This is a genomic window from Kitasatospora sp. NPDC059327, assembly GCF_042752535.1.
Lineage (GTDB): Bacteria > Actinomycetota > Actinomycetes > Streptomycetales > Streptomycetaceae > Kitasatospora.
In genome coordinates, this window is record NZ_JBHYYB010000196.1 from 1 (window position 1) to 6,927 (window position 6,927).

Genomic DNA, 6,927 nt, shown 5'->3' on the forward strand with positions numbered 1-6,927 from the left:
ACCGGGTCCTCGTCCGGCGCGGCCACCGGTGGCACCCCGGCGCCCGGCGCCGTGCCGCCCGGCGGCGGGGCCGCGACCGGCGGTGCGGCCACGTCCGGCGGCGCCGGCTCGACGGCCGGCTCCGCCCCGGTACCCACCTGGAGCGACGCCGCGACGCCGCTGCTCGACTACAAGGCCGTCCTGCAGCTGATGCCCGACCAGGCGGCGATGACCGGTTGGGAGCAGGAGAAGCGGCGGGTCGACCCCACCGACCACTCCTCCACCTGCCAGAACACCGACGCCTGCAACGGCAAGCCGCTCAGCGGCGAGGCGCGGTTCAGCTCCGGCGACGTGGTCGCGCGCTTCCTCGTCGACACCCTGCCGACGAAGGCGGCCGCCCAGGACAAGCTCAAGGCGGCGTACGCGGCCTACGGTGACGCCACCCGCTACCACACCGTGGAGCTGCCCGCCATCGGCACCGAGAGCCGCGCCTGGCAGGGCGAGCCCGGCGGCCGGGACGGTTGGGGCATCGTGATGCGCGCGGGCACCGTGGTCGCCACCGTGACCACCGAGGACGGCGCGGTCGACACCGCGACCGCGCAGCGCCTCGCCGTCCTGTTGGCCAAGCGGATCGAGCAGGCCCAGTCCGGCCGGCCCGCGGACGCGGTGCTCGGCGGCTGACCGGCCGGGCCGACCGGGCCGGCCGGTCCGTGCGTCGTGGGGCCACCGGGCCGGGCCGGTGACCCGGATCACGGGAACCGGCCCCGGGGCTCGGGCGGTCCCCCCGCAGGTGCCCACCAACGCGTCGCTCGCCTCCGGGGACGGGGACCTCCTGGTCCTCGTCGAGCTGTTGTCCCTCGTCTCGCCGCTCGTCCTGCTGGTCGTCGTGCTCGTGCTGACGGTCCGGCTGCTCCGGTCCCGTCGGGACGGAGCCCCGGCGGCGGGCTGCGCTCTCGCGACGGCCACCGCCGCGTTCGCGGCCTCCTGCGCCTACGTCGGCGGTCGGCTGGCCGGGCCCGGACTGTCCTGGATCACGGACGAGAAGTGGTGCGGACTGCACGGCTTCACGGCCGCCGTCGTCGAGCGGACGAGCTTCCCGATGAGTGCGCACTGCGCGCCGGGCGGCGACGAACTCGTGCCGGTCTGGGTCAACCCGGTACTGGTCGGCGGCACCCTCGCGACCGTCCTCGCGCTCGCCGCCGGCCTCGCCGCGCACCTGCGCGTCCGGGCCCGCTCCGGGGCGCGGGGCCAGCAGTCCTGACCGCGCCGCCGGGCGCGGTGCCACCACTCCTGACCGCGCCGCCGGGCGCGGTGCCACCACTCCTGACCGCGCCGCCGGGCCGCCCCCGGCCGCCGCGACTGCCGACCCCGATGTAATGATCATGTCTATGAAGCACATCATCAGGGCGGTGGAAGCCCACGACTGGCCGAAGATCAAGCAGCTTCGACTGGACGCGCTGCGGGATCCGGCCGCGCCGATCGCCTTCCACGACAGCTACGAGCCGGCCGTCGCCAGGCCCGACGAGTTCTGGCAGGAGCGCGCGGCGGCCGCCGCCGAAGGCGTCGCGGCCCGGCAGTTCGTCGCGGAGACCCCCGACGGGAGCTGGCTCGGCACCGTGTCGGTCCTGGTGGAGCGGGCCGGGACGGCGACCCTCTTCGGCGAGGTCCCGGAGCAGGCGCAGACGCATCTCGTCGGCGTCTTCGTCCGCTCCGAGGCACGCGGCAGCGGTGTCGCGAAGGACCTCTTCGCGGCCGCCCTGGACTGGTCGTGGTCGCTCGCCGAGCCGAGGATCGAGCGGGTCCGGCTCTTCGTCCACGAGGCCAACGGCCGCGCCGAGGCGATGTACCGCAGGACGGGGTTCGAGCCCACCGGCCACACACTGCCCGCGCCCGGCGACGAGACCGCCCGGGAGATCGAGCTGGCCGTCCGGCGCGGCTGAGCCGCACCGCGCGCCGCGAGCGGGCCCGGTCGAGCCGGGCCGGCCCGCGTGCCTGCCGCCCACCGGGGAGCGGCCCCCCTACAGTGCAGCCATGAGCGACCGGGGCGGCCGTCCGGGCCGACGTACCGTACTGGCCCTCGGCGCGGGCGCGGCCCTCGCCGCCCGGCCGACCGCCGCACCGGCCCGGACCCGGACCGGGCCCGACTGGCCGGCCCTCGCCGCGGGCCTGGACGGCGTGCTGCTGCGCCCGGGCTCGGCCGACTACGAGAGCGCCCGGCTGCCGCGCAACCTGCGGTTCGCCCCCGCGGCCCGCCCGGAGGCGATCGCCCGCTGCGCGCACAGCGCCGACGTCGCCGAATGCCTCCGGTTCGCCCGCCGCTTCGGCATCCGGTTCGCGGTCCGCAGCGGCGGCCACTGCTACGCGGGCTGGTCCAGTGACACCCCGCTGGTGATCGACCTGGCCCGGCTGGACACCGTCCGGGTCGACGGGGACCAGGCCGAACTCGGCGCCGGCACACCCCTGATGACCGCCTACGCGGAACTCGCCCGGTACGGCGTCACCGTTCCCGCCGGTACCTGCCCCACCGTCGGCCTGGCCGGTCTGGCCCTCGGCGGCGGACACGGCGTCACCAGCCGGGCGTACGGCCTGACCTGCGACAGCCTGATCGAGGCGGAGGTCGTCCTGGCCGACGGACGGGTGCTGCGCTGCGACGCCGAGCGGGAACCGGAGCTGTTCTGGGCCCTGCGCGGCGCCGGGAACGGTAACTTCGGCGTGGTCACCGCGCTGCGCCTGCGCACCCACCCGGCGGTGGACTGCACCGTCTTCTCGTACTCCTGGGCCTGGCCGGACGCCGGCCGGGCGCTGGCCGAGTGGCAGCCCTGGGCCTTCACCGCCCCGGACCGGCTCTGGTCCAACTTCCACGTCTGGGCCCGCCCCGGCGGCGCCTCGGTGGACGCGGGCGGCGTGCTGCTCGGCGACTCGGCGGAGCTGGAGCAGCTCGTCGCCCCGCTGCTCGCCCGTACCGGCCCGACCACCTCCGCCGCCGTCACCACCCGGCCGTACCTCGACTCGATGCTCGCCTACACCGGCTGCCGCACGGTGGAGGCCTGTCTGCGGACCGGAAGCCAGGCCTTCGCCGCCGCCTCCCACTTCTTCGACGGCTTCCTCCCCGAGGCGGCGGTCGGCGCGCTGCGCGGCTTCGCCGACCGCCGGGACCCGGTGGCCGGTGCCGTCACGTTCACCGCGCTCGGCGGGGCCGTCAACCGCGTCCCGGCCGACGCCACGGCCTTCCGGCACCGGAACTCGACGCTGCTCGCCCAGTACTACGCCGGCTGGCCCGCCGACAGCCCGGCCGAGCCCCGGCTCCGCTGGGTGGCCGACGCCCACGCCACCCTGGCGCCCTACGCCAACGGCCACGCCTACCAGAACTACCGCGACCCCCGGCTCGCCGACTGGCGCACCGCCTACTACGGCGAGCACGTCCCCCGGCTGGAGCGGGTCAAGGCCGCCTACGACCCGGACCGGGCCTTCGACTTCCCCCAGGCCCTCTGACCGCTGCGCCGTGCCGGACCCGGCCGCCGGGCGCCGTGCCGGGCCCGGCGCCCGCGCCGCTCAGGGCCGCTCAGGCCACTCAGGGCCGCGACGGCTCCCCGGCGGCGACCGGCCGCACCGGGGCGGCGGCGCCGATGAGGACCACCAGCTCGTGGCCGCCGGGGTTGGTCTGCAGCGGCACCGTCTGCCAGTTGTTGGTGAGCCAGACATTGCCGGACGGGTCGATCTGGATCCCGGTGTTCCGGTCGAGTCCGTCGCTGGTGTACCCGGTGTCCGGCGGGGAGATGGGCTGACCGGTCCGGTGGCCGGGCGGGCAGGCCGACAGCCGGACGCCGCACAGTCGGGCGACCCGGTGCCCGCCGAAGTTCGCGACCCAGACGGTGTCGTCGCCGTCGACGGCGATGCCCCAGGGCAGGAAGAGACCGTCGTTGGTGAAGGGCCCGTCGGGGGTCGACCCGTCGGGGCGGATCAGGGTGACCGAGGCGCCCGGGTGCGGGACGGTGACGCCGGCGACCGCCTCGGCGGTGTCGGCGGGAGTCGTCCCCTCGCAGGGCAGCGGGACGATGCCGCTGTTGGAGACCCAGGCGTTGCCCTCGCTGTCGGTCGCGACGCCCAGCGGCCGGCGCAGACCCCCGCCGGTCACCGAGCGCTCCGGCGTACCGTCCGGCGAGAGCACCTGGACGCTGTCGCTGCCGTTGCCCGTCACCCAGGCCCGGCCCGCCGGGTCGACGGCGACACCGAAGGGCTTGTCCAGCGACTCCGTGGCGACGGCGTGTGCCCGGTCGGCCCGCCCGTCGGGGATCCGCGTCACGCTGCGCCCGCCGCAGTTGGCGATCCAGACGTTCCCGGCCCGGTCGGCGACGACGCCCTGCGGCTGGACGATGCCGCCCCCGCGCCAGCCGGTGTCGGGGGAGAGCGCCGTACCGTCACCGGCGAACTGCGAGACGCTGCGGTTGAACCGGTTCTCGTCCAGCTCGCAACCGGCGCCCTGGAAGCCGAAGTTGCCGACCCAGGCCTGTCCCTTCGGGTCCACCGTCACACCGAAGCCGGCCCCGTAGAGGCCGCCGCCCCGGAACGGCGCCCCGGGCGCGTCCTCGCCGGTGGGCGTGAACTTCAGCACGGCGCGGCCGCCGCAGACCGACTCCCGCGGGTCGGCGGCGAACCGGTAGTTGTTGGCGACCCAGGCGTTGCCCGCCGCGTCGAAGGCGATGTTGCCGGGCCCGTCGAGTTCGTGCCCGTTGCCGCTGTAGCGCAGGGCCACCGTCCAGGCGTCCGGCGCCGACGGCAGCGACGGCCGGTAGCGGGGGGCCGCGGCCGCGAGCGCGAAGAGCTCGGCGGCGTGCCGGCCGGGCGCGTGTGCGATGGCCACGGCGGCCTGGAAGGTGTCGCGGGGCTCCGGCTGTCCGGGCTCCCGGGTCAGGGCGAACAGCTCGGCGCAGGTCCGGCCGTCGACGCATCCCGCCAGAATGTCGGCCAGCGTGTTGAAGGCCGCCAGGGTGCTGGTCAGCGCGCCGTTCGGCGGCGTCGCGAGGACCTGCGCGACCTCCCCGGTGCCGACGTCGGCCAGGTTGTGCGAGATCGCGGCGGCGTTCCGCAGCCCCGGGTTCGTCCCCGCGATCGCGTGCCGGTCGGCGAACCGGGCCAGCGCGTACGCGGCCGCCACCGTCGTCCGTTCGTTGACGACCACCTGCGGCAGGGCCGGCCCGTTCCCGAGGACGGCCGCCAGCCGCACCGCCTCGCCCCGCCGTCCGGCCGCCCGCTCGGCCGGATCCGGGGCCGCGTCGGCGAACAGGTAGAGGACGGCGGTGGGATCGGCCGGGCGCTCGTACGAGAGCCGGAACGCCCCGTCCGGACCGCTGCGGGCCCTCGCCAGGAGTTGGGGTTCCGCGCCGGGTTCGTCGCCCGCCCGGTAGAGCGTCACCTCGGCCGCGCCGACGGGGGAGTCGCCGCTGCGCACCACCCCGCACTGGCCGGTCTCGTCCGGCCCGGGCGGGCCGCCGGCGGTTCGTGCCTGGGAGGGGACGGTGGCGAGGGAGGCGAGAATGGCGGCGAGAAGAAGGACGCCGCGGCGTCGGCGCATGGTGGCTCCGTTCCGTCATCGGTCGTGCGTGGCCCGGGGCGGGCCGCGGCCGACATACGTCCCGTGGTGGGCGGCGGCGTAAGCGCGACCGGCCACCGGCGTGGACCGGATGGCGCAGAGCTGGGGGACGGCTGAGCGGGGGGCCGGCGGAGCGGGGCCGGCGGGTCAGGCGAGGTGGACCTTGACACCGTGGTTGATGATGGCCTGCCGGTGGGCCTCGCTGAGGTCGGTGTCGGTGACGAGGTCGTGGATGTCCGTGAGCGGGCAGATCCGGGCGAAGGTGACCTTGCCGGTCTTGGTGCTGTCGGTGAGCACGATGGAGCGGGTGCTGTTGCGGAGGAAGGCGCGGTCGGTCTGGGCCTCCATCTCGTCGTGGGTGGTGCAGCCCTCCTCGGGGGTGAGGCCGTCGACGCCGATGAAGGCCATGTCGAGGTGGTAGTGGGAGAGCATGCGGTCGGCGGCGGGGCCGACGAGTTCGTAGCTGGCGGTGCGGGCGATGCCGCCGATGACGACGAGGTGGATGTCGGGGCGGACGATGAGGTCGGCGGCGATGTTGACCGCGTTGGTGACGATGGTGAGGCCGCTGCGGTCGGCGAGGGCGCGGGCGAGTTCGCTGGTGGTGGTGCCGCCGCTGAGGCCCACCACCGCGCCGTCCGGCACGAGCTCGGCCGCCGCCCTGGCGATCCGGCGCTTCTCCTCCCGCTGCTTGTCACTGCGGTGGCGCAGCGGCAGTTCGAGGTTGACCGAGCCGGTGACCGCGCCGCCCCGGGTGCGGTGCAGCAGCCCCTGCTCGTGGAGTTCCTGGAGATCGCGGCGGATGGTCGCGGTCGAGACGTCCAGGAGCTCGGCGAGCGCGTGCACGTCGGCACTCCCCACCTCGGTGACGTGGGAGAGGATCCGGGTGGTGCGATCAGCTTTGAGCATGGCGGGAGTCTAGCCCTGGTGGACGGCCGACTCGCTTGGGTACCGACGGCGCAGATCGTCGGGCAGACTGGCGGCACACCGAGACGGGAGTTCAAAGATGATCGTGCTAGTCGTCAATCAAGCAGTTTCACTCAGTCATGGGGGAGTGCGTCCGACCCCGGTGGCGGTGACGGCGTGAGAGCCGCGCGCATCGAATCGGCGGCCCGGCCCGCGGGCATCGCGCTGGCCGGTGCCCGGCTGGTGCTGCCGGGCGGTGTCGTCGAGGGCGACCGGCTCGCGGTCGAGGGCGGGCGGATCGCCGGCCTCGGCGGTACGGCCGTGCCCGGCGACCTGGACCTGACCGGGTACACCGTCGTGCCCGGCTTCGTCGACCTGCACGTCCACGGCGGCGGTGGCGCCTCCTACGCCTCCGGGATCGCCGAGGAGGCCCTGCGGGCCGCCCGGACCCACCT

At 75.7% G+C, this 6,927-nt stretch carries 6 protein-coding genes and 1 pseudogene; 5 read left to right on the forward strand and 2 right to left on the reverse strand.

Translation table 11 applies throughout. The features are described 5' to 3' along the window. The 4 genes from ACFXHB_RS43930 to ACFXHB_RS43945 form a co-directional block, all read left to right on the forward strand. Positions 1 to 660 (forward strand): hypothetical protein (locus ACFXHB_RS43930; RefSeq protein WP_380582723.1); only part of this gene is annotated, 660 nt, incomplete at its 5' end. 109 nt (positions 661 to 769) lie between these two features. Continuing rightward, positions 770 to 1,240: a hypothetical protein gene (locus tag ACFXHB_RS43935; protein WP_380582725.1), complete on the forward strand. Its 471-nt coding sequence runs from the start codon at positions 770 to 772 to the stop codon at positions 1,238 to 1,240. 127 nt (positions 1,241 to 1,367) lie between these two features. After that, a complete protein-coding gene (locus ACFXHB_RS43940) occupies positions 1,368 to 1,919 on the forward strand; it encodes a GNAT family N-acetyltransferase (protein WP_380582727.1) in 552 nt (183 codons plus the stop codon). A 91-nt stretch (positions 1,920 to 2,010) separates the two neighbouring features. After that, positions 2,011 to 3,471, forward strand: coding sequence for an FAD-binding oxidoreductase (locus ACFXHB_RS43945; RefSeq protein WP_380582729.1), 1,461 nt, complete (start codon positions 2,011 to 2,013; stop codon positions 3,469 to 3,471). Between the two features lie 79 nt (positions 3,472 to 3,550). On the opposite strand, the gene ACFXHB_RS43950 is transcribed toward ACFXHB_RS43945, so the two are convergent. Both ACFXHB_RS43950 and ACFXHB_RS43955 read right to left on the reverse strand, forming a co-directional pair. Then, positions 3,551 to 5,551 carry an NHL repeat-containing protein gene (locus ACFXHB_RS43950; protein ID WP_380582731.1) on the reverse strand — a complete coding sequence of 667 codons (2,001 nt, stop codon included), beginning with the start codon at positions 5,549 to 5,551 and terminating at the stop codon, positions 3,551 to 3,553. A 165-nt stretch (positions 5,552 to 5,716) separates the two neighbouring features. Beyond that, positions 5,717 to 6,475 (reverse strand): DeoR/GlpR family DNA-binding transcription regulator, encoded by a 759-nt coding sequence (locus tag ACFXHB_RS43955; protein ID WP_380582733.1) that lies wholly within the window; start codon positions 6,473 to 6,475, stop codon positions 5,717 to 5,719. Between the two features lie 174 nt (positions 6,476 to 6,649). Between ACFXHB_RS43955 and ACFXHB_RS43960 the strand changes: the two are divergent. Then, positions 6,650 to 6,927, forward strand: a pseudogene (locus ACFXHB_RS43960) (N-acetylglucosamine-6-phosphate deacetylase); the annotation flags it as partial.

Bases quoted from the DNA above. Each gene is read 5' to 3' on its own strand.
- ACFXHB_RS43940 (WP_380582727.1), top strand. From the start codon at position 1,368: ATGAAGCACATCATCAGGGCGGTGGAAGCCCACGACTGGCCGAAGATC.
- ACFXHB_RS43945 (WP_380582729.1), top strand. From the start codon at position 2,011: ATGAGCGACCGGGGCGGCCGTCCGGGCCGACGTACCGTACTGGCCCTC.
- ACFXHB_RS43950 (WP_380582731.1), bottom strand. From the start codon at position 5,551: ATGCGCCGACGCCGCGGCGTCCTTCTTCTCGCCGCCATTCTCGCCTCC.
- ACFXHB_RS43955 (WP_380582733.1), bottom strand. From the start codon at position 6,475: ATGCTCAAAGCTGATCGCACCACCCGGATCCTCTCCCACGTCACCGAG.